Source organism: Sphingomonas sp. Ant20 (assembly GCF_000783375.1).
Classification (GTDB): domain Bacteria; phylum Pseudomonadota; class Alphaproteobacteria; order Sphingomonadales; family Sphingomonadaceae; genus Sphingomonas; species Sphingomonas aerolata.
Map to the genome: position 1 here is coordinate 1 of NZ_JRVI01000297.1, position 14,635 is coordinate 14,635.

The following is a 14,635-nucleotide window of genomic DNA, read 5'->3' on the forward strand; positions in this document are numbered from 1 at the left end:
AGGCGTGGACTACCAGGGTATCTAATCCTGTTTGCTCCCACGCTTTCGCACCTCAGCGTCAATACATGTCCAGTCAGCCGCCTTCGCCACTGGTGTTCTTCCGAATATCTACGAATTTCACCTCTACACTCGGAATTCCACTGACCTCTCCATGATTCAAGCGATGCAGTCTAAAAGGCAATTCCAGAGTTGAGCTCTGGGCTTTCACCTCTTACTTACAAAGCCGCCTACGTGCGCTTTACGCCCAGTAATTCCGAATAACGCTAGCTCCCTCCGTATTACCGCGGCTGCTGGCACGGAGTTAGCCGGAGCTTATTCTCCCGGTACTGTCATTATCATCCCGGGTAAAAGAGCTTTACAACCCTAAGCCTTCATCACTCACGCGGCATTGCTGGATCAGGCTTTCGCCCATTGTCCAATATTCCCCACTGCTGCCTCCCGTAGGAGTCTGGGCCGTGTCTCAGTCCCAGTGTGGCTGATCATCCTCTCAGACCAGCTAAGGATCGTCGGCTTGGTGCGCCTTTACCACACCAACTACCTAATCCTACGCGGGCTCATCCCTCGGCGATAAATCTTTGGACTTACGTCATCATCCGGTATTAGCAGTCGTTTCCAACTGTTATTCCGAACCAAGGGGCAGATTCCCACGCGTTACGCACCCGTGCGCCACTAAACCCGAAGGCTTCGTTCGACTTGCATGTGTTAGGCATGCCGCCAGCGTTCATTCTGAGCCATGATCAAACTCTCAAGTTTATGTCACCATCACGTCGCAGTGGAATTCCACGACACGACAGCTCATCTCAAGGAGCCGCTCTACACAAATTCTTCAGACGACCCGCCCAGTTCGAAAACCGCACAGACCGTCCATTACGTATGGATACGTGAAGGACATATGAGAACGACTTAGCTTTAAACGATTATCCAGAGCCTTGAGGACCCCAGAAACCGCAAGCCGCCGCCCACATGTCCCTTCATCTAAACCTACAATGTCAAATAGCCGACAAAAATACCGACACTCGCATAACCTCCCTCGCGGAAGGCTTGGAGCATCTGGTTGTTTGCGACCGCAGCAACCAGACCGTGTGGCCGTTCGCTGCGGTGACACCCCTCTAGGACCACTCCCCGCACCCGTCAAATGCAAATTTCACTTTTATGGCAATTTTTGCGAACTGGCGGCTGCGGCGCTCCTATAACGCTCCCGTCCTGCTTCCCGCCCCTCCCGTTCGTGGGGTCGTCCGAATGCGCGGCCCGGTACTGCCGTACCAACGGTCTCATCGTATTCAGATGCTAAAGAGGAAAATACGAAAAAACCGGCGCACGCTGCTTGCGTACGCCGGTTCTGTCTTTCGCCAGCCCGACATCAGTCGGACAGGAATTACTTGCGGAGCGTGAGACCGCCACCGAAGCGCTTGTTGAAGCGAGCGACCTGGCCACCGGTGTCGAGCATCGTGCCACGACCGCCGGTCCACGCCGGATGCGCGAGCGGGTCGATTTCGAGCGTCATCACATCACCTTCCTTACCCCAGGTCGACCGGGTCTGGTACTTGGTACCATCGGTCATCTGGATCGTGATCATGTGATAGTCGGGATGCGTATCGGCCTTCATCGTATGTCTCCGGTATAAACGGCTGGTTCCGACCAGCCTAAAGCACGGCGGGCCCGTACACACAGCGGCGCCATGATGCAAGCGAGCCCCCGTTTCGCCGATCACACCTTTGGCGGATCGGCGATCATCGCGGTGAAATTCGCTTCTGCGACCAGCTGACCGTCGACCAGGGCGCGCCCTGCGAATTTACAGACGCTTGCGCGCTTCTGCACGAACGTCACGTCGAGCTGAAGCAGAACCCCGGGCTCGACCGGCTTGCGAAACTTCGCACCGTCGATCGCCATGAAATAGACGAGCTTTCCCGAACCCGCGAGACCGAGCGATTCGACCGCCAATATGCCGGCGGCTTGCGCCATCGCCTCGACGATCAGCACGCCGGGCATGATCGGCCTGCCGGGGAAATGCCCCTGAAAGAACTGCTCGTTCATCGACACCGCCTTGATGGCGCTGATCGATGTGTCGGGGACGAGATCCACGACACGATCAACCAGCAACATCGGATAGCGGTGGGGCAATGCCGCCATCACCCGGCCGATATCGAGCGGTCCGCTCGATCGACCGGGCGCGGCGTCAGCCACGTCGACGTTCACGTTATCCGTGCTCACCGACGAAGTTCTCAGCGGCCCTGCGGCGTCGTGCGCGCAGGCGTCGCGCGGGCGGGTGCCGCTGCAGCAGGTGCGGCTGCCCCACCCTGCTGGCCCTGCTGGTTCGGCTGCCAGCCGGCAGGCGGCGTGATGCCGACGGTCGGGACGAGACGGTCGAGCTCGGCCGTGATCGACGCCGTGATATCGGCAGCCGGCTGTGCGAACAATGCGGCATCGGGACGAAGCAGCAGGGTCACGTTCTTGGCGCGAACCGCATTGCTGACCGCATCGCCGAGCTTCGCCTGGATCTGTTCGATGACATATTGCTGGGCGCGCTGTGCCGGCTGGGTCAGACGCGCGAGTTCCTGGTTTGCCGCGGTCTCGCGTGCCTGGATCGCCTGAGCCTGGCTCTGGAGCGACGCCGCATTCGGGGTCGGCGCGCGCTGTGCGGTCTGGAAGGCGGTCACGAGCGGCTGGAGTTCGCGGGCGATCGCCTGGCGGCGGGTCTCGGCCTGGTCGAGCTGTGCCTTGTAGGTCGTCTCGATCTGGCCACGCGCGGTGGTCCAGGCCTTGGAGCCTGCGATCGCGCCCTGCGGGTCGGCGACCGCGATACCCGAAACCTGGGCCTGCGCCGGTGCGACGATCGCCGCCGGTGCGAGCACGGCTGCGGCGAGAAGAAGCGTCTTGAACGTCGTCATCAGAACTGTGTCCCTACGTTGAAAGTAATAAGCTTGGGGTCATCACCCGGCTGCGTCAGGATCGCCTTGGCAAGATCGATACGCAGCGGGCCGAACGGCGAATTCCAGTTCACGCCGATACCCACCGACAGACGCGGTCGCGGCGAATTGCCAAGGAAGGTCTCCTTGAACGGCGCGATCGCGCTGGTCGCAATGACATTGGCCTCGGCGCCTGCGCAGGCGCCGCCGAGCGTATCGGAATAGCCCGTCTGACACGTCGTCGCCCGCTGCGCCGTTTCGGTCGCGCCGGTCGGCGTGTAGGTGTTGAAATAGAGCTGGCGGCCTGCGCTGTCGAACAGCGGCGTGTTGATCGGCAACACGGTGACATTGCCGGCCGCGTCGACCGACGTTGGGAAGACCGCGGTTGGCAACGGCTTGGTGATGCCGAACAGGCTGCCGATCTGTGCATAGATGGTCGGCCGAAGCCCCAGTTCGCGCGCGCCAGAGCCCAGCGGAATCTCGATTTCGGCACGAGCCAGATAATAAGCCCGGCCGCCGAGCGCGTCGTCGACGATCTGATTGCGATCGGTCACTACCGTCTGCGTGCCATCGGCCGCAGTGACATATTGCTGGCGCAGGACCCGCGGACCGACGCCCCGAATGTCAAAGCCGCGGAATTGCGGCTCGCCGAGATAGAAGCGGTCGGTGATGCGGACGCGGTCGACACCCTCGCCACGGCTCTTCTCGAGCGAGTGGATATAGCCGCCCTCGGCGATGATCGAGCCGATAAAGCCGCTGCCGAGGTTCCAGAACTTCGATCCTTCGGCGCGCGTACGGATATACTTCACGTCGCCGCCCAGACCGGCAAAGTCCTGGCTGAACGAGAAGCGCTGCCCGGCGGTCGGGCGCAAACGGCTGTTCAGCGTATCGTAGATCAGCGAATAGCCGATCGACGACGTCCAGCGATTGCCGAGTGCCTCACAGAGGTAGCGCCCGGCCTTGAGCGGGTCGCAGACGCCGTTGGTGAAATAGGAGGCCTGATCGAGGCCGACCTCGTCATAGGACAGGCCGTAGCGGCCCGACAGCGACCAGAACTCGGTCAGCGGCACACCGGCACGGATCTGGAAGCCCGTCGAGACCTGTGAATAGGTCGTCTGGCGGTCGTTCCCGACATAGTTGAAAGAATTGTAATCGCGCCGGAATATGTCGCCACCGAGCGCGATGTTCTTGTCGAACAGATACGGCTCGGTGAAGCCAAGCTCGATCGACTTGGAATAGCTCGAATAGTTCACGCCGGCGCGCAGTTCCTGGCCCTTGCCGCGGAAATTGCGTTGCGTGATGTTCGCCTGGATGATGAACCGCTCGAGGCTCGAATAGCCCGCCGACAGCTGCAATTCGCCCGTCGAGCGCTCTTCCAGATTGGTTTCAAGGATCACGCGGTCAGGCGCGGAGCCTGGCGTCTGCTTGATTTCCATCTTGTCCTGGAAATAGCCGAGCGAGTTGATGCGATCCTGCGAGCGCTTCACCTGGAAGCTGTTGAACGCGTCGCCCTCCGCCAGGCGGATCTCGCGACGCACAACCTTGTCCTGCGTCTGCGAATTGCCGTTGATCTCGACCCGCTCGACATAGGTGCGCTTGGCTTCGGCGATGTTGAAGTTGATACCCATGGTCAGGGTATCGACGTCCTTCTGGAACTCCGGGTTCACCTCGGTGAACGCATAGCCGAAGAGGCCCGCGGTCTGGCTCAAATTGTCGACCGAATCCTCGACGAGCTTCGCGTTATACCACTCGCCCTTCTTGAGCGGCAGCGTCGAGGCGAGCTTCTTGTTGTCGAAGTCGCGGATCTGGCTGTCGACGTGACGTCACCGAATTTGTAGCGCTTGCCCTCCTCCACCACGTACGTGATGATGAAGTCCTTCTTGTCCGGCGTCAGCTCGGCGACCGCGGACGTGACGCGGAAATCGGCATAGCCCTCGGTCAGGTAGAACTGGCGCAGCTTCTGCTGGTCGTAGCTCAGGCGATCCTGGTCATAGCTGGTCGCCGAGGACAGGAGGCGGAAGAGCCGCGCCTGCTTGGTCGCCATCTGGCCGCGGATCTTGTCGTCCGAGAACACCTCGTTGCCAAGAATGTTGATCTGGCGGACCTTGGACTTCGGGCCTTCGCTGATCTCGAACACGACGTCGACGCGGTTCTGGTCGAGATTGACCATCTTCGGATCGACGACCGCGGCAAAGCGGCCCTGCCGGCGATAGAGCTCGATGATCCGCGCGATGTCCTGTCGGACCGCGGTGCGCGTGAAGATCTGCCGCGGCGCGAGCTTGATCTCCTTGGTGATCTTGTCCGCCTTGAGCGCCTTGTTGCCCTCTAGGATCACGCGGTTGATGATCGGATTCTCGCGGATACGCAGGACGATATTGCCGTCCTCGACCCCGGCGATCGAATAATCCGCGAACAGGTCGCTTGCCTGCAGGTCCTTGAGCGCCTGATCGAGCGTCTCGGCCGTGTACGGAATGCCGACGCGGAGCTTGGTGTAGCTCAACACGGTCTCGGGCTCGATGCGCTGCGAGCCTTCGACACGCAAAGTCTTGATCAGAGTCTGGGATACAGGCGCCGCTACGGGCGTTGTAGGAGCAGATGCAGGGGCAGCCGCCTGTGCACGCGGCGGACCGGATCGTGCCTGAGCCGCGGGCGCGGCGCCGGTAGGCGCAACCTGTGCCCAGACCGGCACGCCGGACAGCATCGTACCTGCCAGGAGCAGGGCGCCGTTACGCGCCAAAGTGTAACCGTTGATTGCTGTCACCAAACCCACCCCAAGAAACTTGCATACGCAAGGGCGCGCCCGCCCTGCCCTAACCGCGTCAGCCGATCAAGCCGGCCAGATTCTTCCACAACCCGAAATTGCCGAGATCGTTGAAGGTCACGAGAAGCATCAATGCGAGGATCGCCGCAAGACCGCCGCGATACGCCCATTCCTGAACGTCGGGACCGACGGGCTTTCGCCGGACTGCCTCTATCGCATAAAATAGCAAATGTCCGCCATCAAGCATCGGCACTGGCAGCAGGTTGATGAACCCCAGATTGATGGACACCAGCGCAATCAGAAAGACATAGGCATCGAGGCCGAGCGACATCTGCTCGCCCGAGACCTTGGCGATACTGAGCGGTCCGCCGAGTTCCTTGACGGAGCGACGGCCCGAAATCACCTGGCCTAGCGTCTCGACCATCATCGAGACGATCTCGCCGGTCCGCTTCACCGCGACGGCCGGTGCTTCGAGCAAGCCGACGCGAACGACGATGGGTTTGCCACCGGCGATCCCGAGCCGGCCGATCCGATATTCATTCCCGAACCGGTCGCGCTGGAGCTCGGTACCGATCACGACATCGCGCGATACCAGTCGTCCATCACGCAGTACATCAATGCGAGTGCGTTCTCCCGCACGGATGCGGGCATAGCGTGCCATGTCGTCGAAGGTTTCGACCGAACGCCCGCCCAGCGCGGTGACCCGGTCGCCCTGTTGCAGACCGGCGAGTGCCGCCGCACTGCCCGGAACGGTGGCCCCGATCACCGGCGGCATCCGGACGTCGCCATAAGCGAGCGCGAATCCGGCGAGGATGACGATTGCGACGACGAAATTGACCACCGGACCTGCGGCAACGACAATCGCGCGCTGCCAAACCGGTTTCGACTGGAATGTCCGCTGACGTTCGTCGGCAGGCAAGGCGAGCCATTCGGCGGAAGGCTGGCTTGCCGGGGTCATGTCCCCGGCGAATTTCACATAACCGCCAAGCGGCAGCCAGCCGAATTTCCAGCGTGTGCCGCGACGATCGGTAAAGCCCGCGATCTCGCGTCCGAACCCGATCGCAAAGGCATCGGCCTTGATCCCGAATATCCGTCCAGCGAGATAATGGCCCATCTCGTGAACGAACACGAGCGGTCCGATGACGAGCATAAAGGACAGGATCGTCAGCAGGATACCGGGCGTTTCGATCAAACCACGCAATCCTTCACACGCTCGCTCGCAAGGCGCCGCGCCTCGGCGTCGATGGCCAGAACGGCATCGACGCTATCCGGTGCGGCCGGATCGTAGCGTATCAGCGTATCCTCCACGATTGCGGCAATTTCGAGGAAGCCGATCCGGCGGTTGAGAAAGGCGTCGACCGCGACCTCGTTCGCCGCGTTGAGGATCGCCGGGCGCCCCCCGCCCGCGTCCAGTGCTTCGCGGGCCAGCCGCAGTGCGGGAAACCGGACCGGATCGGGCGCCGCAAAATCGAGTCGGCCGATGCCGACGAGATCGAGCGGCGCCATCGGTGTCGCCATCCGGTCGGGCCAGGCCAGGGTATGTGCGATCGGCGTGCGCATGTCAGGCGGGCCGAGCTGCGCGAGAACCGAGCCATCGACATAGTCGACCAGGCTGTGAACCACCGACTGCGCATGGATGACGATCTCGATCCGGTCGGGAGCGATCGGGAACAGCCGGGCGGCCTCGATCAGTTCGAGCCCCTTGTTCATCATCGTCGCCGAATCGACCGATATCTTCGCGCCCATCGACCAGTTGGGATGCTTGACAGCCTGTTCGAGCGTCACGCCGCGCATCTTATCGGTCGTCCAGTCGCGAAAGGGCCCGCCGCTGCACGTCAGGATGATCCGCCTTATGCCTTCGGGCCGCGCGGCATCAAAGCACTGAAAAATCGCGTTATGCTCGGAATCCGCCGGAAGCAGGGTCGCCCCGGACCGCGCCGCCGCACGAAGAATGACGTCGCCCGCGGAGACCAGCGGTTCCTTGTTCGCGATGACGACCGTGCCGCCCTGCTCGATGGCCGCCAGGACGGGCTTGAGGCCCGCACAGCCGACGATCGCGCCCATCGTCCAGTCGGCGCCCGATGCGGCGGCCTCGGCGATCGCGTCAGGGCCGCCGCCGGCCCGGACACCGGTGCCCGCCAGCGCCGTCCGCAACTCTGGCAGGCATTGCTCGTCGGCAACCACCGCGAATTCGGCGCGGGTCCGGATCGCGGCCGCGGCGAGCCGCGCGACGTCACAATTTGCGGTCAGCGCGACGACGCGAAAACGATCGGGCTCGCGTTCGACGAGATCAAGCGTCGACGTACCGACCGACCCGGTCGCACCGAGAATCGTGACGCTTTTCATGAGTATAAGCTCGGCAACATGATGAGTAACGCCGCGACCGGGGCGACCGGGACAAGCCCGTCGAGACGGTCCATCACGCCGCCATGACCGGGCAGCGTATTGCCGCTGTCCTTGACGCCTGCGACGCGCTTCAACCAGCTTTCGTACAGGTCCCCCATCTGCGCCAGCGCCGCGAGAAACGGCGTGGCGAGCGCAAGGTGGAACGGCAGCGCATATTCGACGTGGAGGATCGCGGCGACGATGCCCGCGAGCGCCACGCCGCCAATCAGGCCCGACCAAGTCTTGTTCGGACTGATCACGGGTGCAAGCTTGGGTCCGCCGAGCGACCGCCCGGTGAAGAACGCGCCGATATCGCACGCCCAGACCAGCGACAGCGCCCAGAGGGTCAGAAGCACGCCGTCCTCCTGACGCCGGATGATCATCAGCGCGAGCACGGGCAGCCCGCAATAGATGATTCCGAGCGCCAGCGGAGGCCTACGCGTGGTGATGACGACGAAGAACGCCGCCCCGGCAAGCAGGCCCAGCGTGAAGAAATCGTGCACGACGAGGATCAGCGAGGCCGGCGCCATCAGCGCGAGCGGCACGGACAACGCGAACTGCGTCATGCGCCTGGTTTTCGCGTCGGCCCCCTGCAGCATCGCCCATTCGGCCATCATGAACAGCGCGGCCACCACGCCCAACAGCCAGAAAGCAATGCCGCCCAGCGTCAGGGCGATGCTCGCGACGACGATCATGCCGACGCTCGCGATCATCCGGAGCTTGAGGTTGGATGGTGTGCGAAGCGCCTGATCGGGGGGCCCGTTCGGGATCGGTAAGCGTCACAGCCCACCATAGCGGCGTTGCCGCACGCCAAAGGCCGCAACGGCCTCGGCGAGCGCGTCGCCGTCGAAATCGGGCCAGAGCGTGTCGACGAACAGCAGTTCGGCATAGGCCGCCTGCCACAACAGGAAATTCGACAGGCGTTGTTCGCCCGAGGTGCGGATCATCAGGTCCAGCGGGGGAAGATCACGCGTGTCGAGTTCGCCCTCGACCATCGCCGCGTCGATGCTTGCCGGATCCAGCACCCCGTCGCGCGCGCGTTCCGCCAGGCGGCGGGCGGCGAGCACGAGTTCGGCATGGGCGCCATAGTTGAGTGCGATCGCGAGCAGCGGACCCGTATTGGCCGCGGTCCGCGCAATCGCATCATCGACCATCGCGACCAGATCGGGCGAGAAGGCGTGGTAGTCGCCGATGACGCGCAAACGGACATTCTCGCGCGTCAGTTCGTCGAGATCGCTGCGGATGAAATGCCGCAGCAACCCCATGAGATCGCTGACCTCTTCCGCGGGGCGGCGCCAGTTCTCGGAGGAGAACGCATAAAGCGTGAGCGCCTCGATCCCCATCGCCCGCGCCGCGCGGGTGACATTGCGCACCGCGTCGACGCCCGCCTTGTGGCCGGCAAAGCGGGGGAGGAAGCGCTTCTTCGCCCACCGCCCATTGCCGTCCATGATGATCGCGACATGACGCGGCACCGCGCCGCCCCCAGGAACGGCGACGAGCGACGCAGCCTGGGAGGCTCCGGCCGAAGCAGCGCCAAGCGGCCTCACTTGCCCAGGATTTCCTTTTCCTTGGCGCCCGCGGTCGCGTCGAGATCGGCGATCGTGCTGTCGGTGAGCTTCTGCACCTCGACTTCGTGACGCTTGCGCTCGTCCTCGCCGAACACGCCCTTCTTCTCGTCGACCTTCAGCGAATCCATCCCGTCGCGACGGACGTTACGGACCGCAATGCGGGCCTTTTCAGCATATTGGCCGGCGAGCTTGGCGAGTTCCTTGCGACGCTCCTCGGTCAGATCGGGAATCGGCAGACGCAGCGTCTGACCGTCGACGATCGGGTTGAGACCCAGCCCGGCGGAGCGGATCGCCTTGTCGGTCGGGCCGACATTCGACTTGTCCCAGACCTGCACCGACAGCATCCGCGGCTCGGGCGCCGACACGGTCGCGACCTGGTTGAGCGGCATCGATGAGCCGTAGACCGTGACCATCACCGGATCGAGCAGCGCGGTCGACGCGCGGCCGGTGCGAAGCCCGGCCAGATCGTGCTTCAGCGCTTCGACGGCACCCGCCATGCGGCGTTCCAGGTCGCTCTTGTCATACGCTGCCATCTTAACTCTCCTGCTCGTTCTGGACGATCGTCGACACGCCATCACCCGCCAGCACCGCGGCAAGATTGCCGGGTTCGCGGATGTTGAAGACGACGATCGGGATATCATTGTCGCGGCACAAAGCGATCGCGCTCGCGTCCATGACCTTGAGGTCCTCGGACAGCACCGTGCTGTACGAGATCGTCTCGTAGCGCGTTGCGTCCGGGTCCTTTTTCGGATCGGCGCTGTAGACGCCGTCGACCGACGTGCCCTTGAACAGCGCGTCGCACTTCATTTCGGCAGCACGCAGCGCGGCGCCCGAATCGGTGGTGAAATAGGGGCTGCCGACACCGGCCGCGAAGATCACGACGCGGCCCTTTTCGAGGTGCCGTTCGGCGCGACGCCGGATGAAGGGTTCGCAGACGCTCGCCATCGGGATCGCCGACTGGACGCGCGTGTCGATGCCGATCTGCTCGAGCGCGTTCTGCACCGCGAGCGCGTTCATCACGGTCGCGAGCATACCCATATAATCGGCGGTCGCGCGCTCGAAGCCCTTGGCGGCGGCGGCGAGGCCACGGAAGATGTTGCCACCCCCGACGACGATGCAGATCTCATAGCCCTTGGCGCGGACGTCGGCGATCTCGCCGGCGACGCGTGCAGTGACGGTGGGATCGATCGAAAGACCGGCGGGTCCCATCAGGACTTCGCCCGACAGTTTGAGCAAAATGCGTTTGAAGCGCGGAGGCGTCATAAATCTCGAATTGTGATTGGCGGGGCGGCGCGGACCTTAGGCGGCGAGGCCGGGGATGTGAAGCGCTGCGACGTGCCTGTGTGGACTCTGAGCGGTCAGGAGACGGAAAATCGTCGACCGCAGGAGGGCGCGCGAGGGGAAATGCCGTCATTTCCGCGGAGATGGAGGGGCTGGCGTCGCGAGCGACACCGACCGCCTAGGGTCTGGATCCCCGCCTGCGCGGGGATCACGGAGTAGCGCACGGCTACTCCGTGATCTTTCTCCCCTCGGGGAGACGGTAGACCAGCGGAGCCGGATGAGGGGCGTGAGGTTCGAGACCTCGCCACTCCCCTCACCCTTCCCACGGCCGAGTGGCCGTGGGCCCCTTCCCTCTCCCCGGACGGGAGAGGGAGGGCGTTGTTACGCCTGGGGGACGCCCGAGGCGGCAGCGACTTCGGCGGCGAAGTCGGACTGCTCCTTCTCGATGCCTTCGCCGAGCTGGAAGCGGACATAGTCCACCAGCTTGATCTCGGCGCCCGCGTCCTTGCCGGCCTTGGCGACGACGTCCGAGATCTTGGTCTTGCCGTCCATCACGAACAGCTGGCTGACCAGGGCGTGCTCCTTGCGGTACTTGGCGATGCCGCCTTCGACCATCTTTGCAATGATATCAGCAGGCTTGCCCGAATCGGCGGCCTTTTCGGTCGCGATCGCGCGCTCACGCTCGATCTCGGCTTCGTCGAGATCGGCCTCGTTCAGCGCCTTCGGGAACGCCGCTGCGATGTGCATCGCGAGCTGCTTGCCGAGCGTCTGGAGCACCTCGTCCGACGCCTCCGACTCGAGCGCGACGAGCACGCCGATCTTGCCGAGGCCCGGCGATGCCGCGTTGTGAATGTACGGAACGACCGCACCCTTGCTGACTTCGAGCGTGCGCGAACGGCGCAGCGACTGGTTCTCGCCGATCGTCGCGACGTTGTTCGTCAGGACTTCCTCGACGGTCTTGCCCGATGGCATCGCCTGCGTCTTGAGCGAGTCGATGTCACCGCCGGTGGCGAGCGCGATCTGCGTCACGTCACGGACAAACGACTGGAACTGATCGTTCTTTGCGACGAAATCGGTTTCCGAGTTGACCTCGACCGCAGCACCCTTGGTGCCCGAAACGGCGACGCCGACCAGACCCTCGGCCGCGGTGCGGCTGGACTTCTTGGCGGCGGCGGCGAGACCCTTGGTCCGCAGCCAGTCCATCGCCTGCTCCATGTCGCCGGCATTCTCGCTGAGCGCCTTCTTGCAGTCCATCATGCCCGCGCCGCTCTTTTCGCGCAGATCCTTGACCATTGCTGCCGTGATATCAGCCATGTCCGTAAATCCTCTTTAGTCTGAATGTAGTTGCGGGCGAGGTAAGGCCAGATGCCCTACCCCGCCCGCATGACGGTTCGGCGACGACGCTTATGCGTCGATCTGGCGCTCACCCTCGGCCGCGAACTCTGCGGCGGTCTCGGCGTTCGCCGCAACCTGCGTCGTGTCGGCGGTCGGCTCGACGGTCGGCTCGGCGATCGCCTCTTCCTTCGGCGGCTCGACCATCGCACCGATGTCGGCACCGGTCCGGCGCTGCTGCTCCTGGCCACCACGAGTCGCTGCGATTGCAATGGCTTCGCAGTAGAGGCGGATGGCGCGCGCGGCGTCGTCGTTCGCGGGCACCGGGAAGGCGATGCCGTCCGGCGAGACGTTCGAATCGAGGATCGCGACGACGGGAATACCCAGCGTGTTTGCTTCCTTGATCGCCAGCTCTTCCTTGTTCGCGTCGATCACGAACATCACGTCGGGAATGCCGCCCATGTCGCGGATGCCGCCGAGCGAAAGCTCGAGCTTGTCCTTCTCGCGGGTGAGCTGGAGCACTTCCTTCTTGGTCAGGCCGACGGTGTCACCCGACAGCATTTCCTCGAGCGTCTTCAGACGCTTGATCGAACCCGAGATGGTCTTCCAGTTGGTGAGCATGCCGCCCAGCCAGCGATGGTTGACGAAGTGCTGACCTGCGCGACGTGCGGCGTCGGCGACGGGCTCCTGCGCCTGGCGCTTGGTGCCGACGAACAGGACCTTGCCACCGCCGGCGACGGCCGACGAGACGAATTCGAGCGCGCGCGCGAAGAGCGGCACGGTCTGCGAGAGGTCGAGGATGTGGACGCCGTTGCGGTCACCGAAGATGTAAGGCTTCATCTTGGGGTTCCAGCGATGCGTCTGGTGACCAAAATGTGCGCCCGTTTCAATGAGCTGCTGCATCGAGACGACTGGTGCCGCCATAGGATATGTCCTTCCGGTTGTGCCTCTGGGAAGCGGATGACGTGCCGGCCGAATGACCGAAACGCACCGGGCTATGATGCCTCCCATGCGGGGTTAGAGGCGCGGCCCTTAGCCGGGGACCGCGCCAAATGCAACGGCTTACGTCCGACTTGACAAAAGAACGCAATAAGAACATAACGGGGTCAGAACAGAACAGAGGTTCGACTCGGCGTAGAATCACCCCGGAACGGCGGTGATCCAAATGCGACGAACGGAACGATGTTTTCGACCGGGTGTTGCGAACCTTAACACAATGTTCGCATTTGCAGGGAAGGCGAGCGGGAAGATGAGCGGGATGATGATAGTGAGCTTCATGGTGTTCTCGGGGTCGTTCGCAGTCGCGACCGCGGTGATCCTGACGTCGATCGCACCGCAATGGTCGCGCATCGTCAGCCTGGCATCGGGCAATGTCGAGCCGGCCTTCGCCCCGTTGCAGACGCTAGCGCGCGCCGAGCGCCGCATCGCGGTCCGCCGCTGGTCTTCGACCGGCATGCCGCAGCCGTCGCAGCGCTGGAATGCCGCCGCCTGAACTTTGGCGGTTTGACCTGGGCGCTGATCGACAGGCGCCTTTACTGATCCACGGGCGTGGCCGGCTTGTGGATTACATGGGGATCGAACTTTCCGGGTCTGCCCCGGGCCGGCGGGCCCGGGGCTCGATAGGCCGGATCAGAGACCCGGTTTGGCGGACGTCTCGCCGCTACGGACGCCGGCGCGCTGGCGGCGGACCCTGGCATAGCTGGCGATGCTGAACGGCATCGAGACGATATAGAGAAGGCAGATGACGCTGAGCGTGTGCCAGGGGGCGCTGACGAGCGCGGCACCGAGCAGGACGACGAGCGCGATCGCCTCGAACCGGACGTTACGACGCAGCTTGAGCGAACTCCACGACCAGGTCGCGATACTCGACACCATCAGCAGCGCGACGAACGCGATCCAGGGTGCGACGATATAGGGCGAGGCGAAGAACGGTTCGTCGGTCCAGAACCAGAAGAACATCGGCATGAGCGCGAGCCCTGCCCCGGCCGGCGCGGGCACACCGGTCAGGAAGCCCGCGGATTTGTGCGGCTGATGGCTCTCGTCGATCTTGGCGTTGAAGCGCGCGAGGCGGAGCGCGCAGAACACGGCGAAGATCAGCGCGCAGATCCAGCCCATTCGGGGCAGCGCGGCGAGCGACCAGAGATAGACGATCAGTGCAGGCGCGACGCCGAAGGAGATCGCATCGGACAGCGAATCGAGTTCTGCGCCGAACCGGCTCTCGCCGTGGAGCATGCGCGCGATCCGGCCGTCGAGCCCGTCGAGCACACCCGCGACCATGATCATCGCGACCGCGCTTTCCCATTGGCCGCCGATCGCGAACCGGACGCCGCTGAGACCCGAACACAGGGCAAGTGCGGTGACCGCATTGGGTGCGACCGCGCGGAGCGGCAGGCCGCGGCGCG

Annotated in this window: 13 protein-coding genes, 1 rRNA gene and 1 pseudogene; 1 reads left to right on the forward strand and 14 read right to left on the reverse strand. The window is 63.6% G+C overall.

Annotated elements, in window-relative coordinates; genetic code table 11:
• The 13 genes and pseudogenes from NI18_RS26010 to rpsB form a co-directional block, all read right to left on the reverse strand.
• A 16S ribosomal RNA gene (locus NI18_RS26010) occupies positions 1 to 753 on the reverse strand; the annotation flags it as partial.
• 622 nt (positions 754 to 1,375) lie between these two features.
• Positions 1,376 to 1,606 carry a 50S ribosomal protein L31 gene (rpmE, locus tag NI18_RS20970; RefSeq protein ID WP_031393312.1) on the reverse strand — a complete coding sequence of 77 codons (231 nt, stop codon included), beginning with the start codon at positions 1,604 to 1,606 and terminating at the stop codon, positions 1,376 to 1,378.
• A gap of 101 nt (positions 1,607 to 1,707) precedes the next feature.
• On the reverse strand, positions 1,708 to 2,184 hold the full coding sequence (fabZ, locus tag NI18_RS20975) for a 3-hydroxyacyl-ACP dehydratase FabZ (protein WP_037533286.1): 477 nt from the start codon (positions 2,182 to 2,184) through the stop codon (positions 1,708 to 1,710).
• A gap of 38 nt (positions 2,185 to 2,222) precedes the next feature.
• Positions 2,223 to 2,888, reverse strand: a complete 666-nt coding sequence (locus tag NI18_RS20980) for an OmpH family outer membrane protein (RefSeq protein ID WP_031439361.1) — start codon at positions 2,886 to 2,888, stop codon at positions 2,223 to 2,225.
• Positions 2,888 to 5,607: pseudogene (gene bamA, locus NI18_RS20985) on the reverse strand (outer membrane protein assembly factor BamA). The gene NI18_RS20980 and the pseudogene bamA overlap by 1 nt, the downstream one beginning before the upstream one ends.
• A 118-nt stretch (positions 5,608 to 5,725) precedes the next feature.
• Positions 5,726 to 6,859, reverse strand: a complete 1,134-nt coding sequence (gene rseP / locus NI18_RS20990) for an RIP metalloprotease RseP (protein ID WP_037533274.1) — start codon at positions 6,857 to 6,859, stop codon at positions 5,726 to 5,728.
• Positions 6,856 to 8,013 (reverse strand): 1-deoxy-D-xylulose-5-phosphate reductoisomerase, encoded by a 1,158-nt coding sequence (locus NI18_RS20995; protein WP_037533276.1) that lies wholly within the window; start codon positions 8,011 to 8,013, stop codon positions 6,856 to 6,858. Before NI18_RS20995 ends, rseP begins: the two co-directional genes overlap by 4 nt.
• Complete coding sequence (locus NI18_RS21000) at positions 8,010 to 8,765, reverse strand: phosphatidate cytidylyltransferase (RefSeq protein WP_052149409.1); 756 nt, start codon at positions 8,763 to 8,765, stop codon at positions 8,010 to 8,012. Before NI18_RS21000 ends, NI18_RS20995 begins: the two co-directional genes overlap by 4 nt.
• 66 nt (positions 8,766 to 8,831) lie before the next feature.
• A complete protein-coding gene (locus tag NI18_RS21005; protein ID WP_037533279.1) occupies positions 8,832 to 9,524 on the reverse strand; it encodes an isoprenyl transferase in 693 nt (230 codons plus the stop codon).
• A gap of 71 nt (positions 9,525 to 9,595) precedes the next feature.
• Positions 9,596 to 10,153, reverse strand: coding sequence for a ribosome recycling factor (gene frr, locus NI18_RS21010; protein ID WP_031394213.1), 558 nt, complete (start codon positions 10,151 to 10,153; stop codon positions 9,596 to 9,598).
• A gap of 1 nt (position 10,154) precedes the next feature.
• Positions 10,155 to 10,883 (reverse strand): UMP kinase, encoded by a 729-nt coding sequence (gene pyrH, locus NI18_RS21015; protein ID WP_031394212.1) that lies wholly within the window; start codon positions 10,881 to 10,883, stop codon positions 10,155 to 10,157.
• A 399-nt stretch (positions 10,884 to 11,282) separates the two neighbouring features.
• Entirely contained in the window at positions 11,283 to 12,215 is a 933-nt protein-coding gene (gene tsf / locus NI18_RS21020; protein WP_037533281.1) for a translation elongation factor Ts, read from the reverse strand.
• A 90-nt stretch (positions 12,216 to 12,305) separates the two neighbouring features.
• Positions 12,306 to 13,157, reverse strand: coding sequence for a 30S ribosomal protein S2 (gene rpsB, locus NI18_RS21025; RefSeq protein WP_031394210.1), 852 nt, complete (start codon positions 13,155 to 13,157; stop codon positions 12,306 to 12,308).
• A gap of 325 nt (positions 13,158 to 13,482) precedes the next feature.
• Between rpsB and NI18_RS21030 the strand changes: the two genes are divergently transcribed.
• Positions 13,483 to 13,725 (forward strand): hypothetical protein, encoded by a 243-nt coding sequence (locus NI18_RS21030; protein WP_235188269.1) that lies wholly within the window; start codon positions 13,483 to 13,485, stop codon positions 13,723 to 13,725.
• A 137-nt stretch (positions 13,726 to 13,862) separates the two neighbouring features.
• Here the strand turns inward: NI18_RS21030 and pssA are convergent.
• A partial coding sequence (pssA, locus tag NI18_RS21035; protein ID WP_037533283.1) for a CDP-diacylglycerol--serine O-phosphatidyltransferase occupies positions 13,863 to 14,635 on the reverse strand: 773 nt, incomplete at its 5' end.